Here is a 267-nt window from a genome sequence, read left to right as displayed (position 1 = left end):
TTTGGCAGCAGCACGGTCTCGATCGGATAGGGCAGATGATAGTTCAGGCCGGGCTCGACGGTGCGCACATGCTTGCCGAAGCGCAGCACGACGCCGAGCTCTTCGGACTGCACCCGGAAGACGCCCGACAGCAGCCAGAACGCGATGATGAGCAGCACGATCAACGTAATGCCAATGCCGGAGAAATAGCCGCCCGGCATGATCTGCTGGAGGCGATCCTGGCCGCGCCGCAGAAGGTCTTCCAGATCCGGCGGCCTTGGCCCGACC

At 63.7% G+C, this 267-nt stretch carries 1 protein-coding gene; it reads right to left on the bottom strand.

The window, feature by feature from the left end; all coding sequences use genetic code 11:
* Positions 1–267: protease modulator HflK N-terminal domain-containing protein (locus AC0L24_RS33920; RefSeq protein WP_473565106.1), on the bottom strand; the 267-nt coding region annotated here is incomplete at both ends.

It is taken from the genome of Mesorhizobium sp. WSM4809 (genome assembly GCF_055811655.1).
This window is presented reverse-complemented; position numbering and strand designations above follow the sequence as displayed.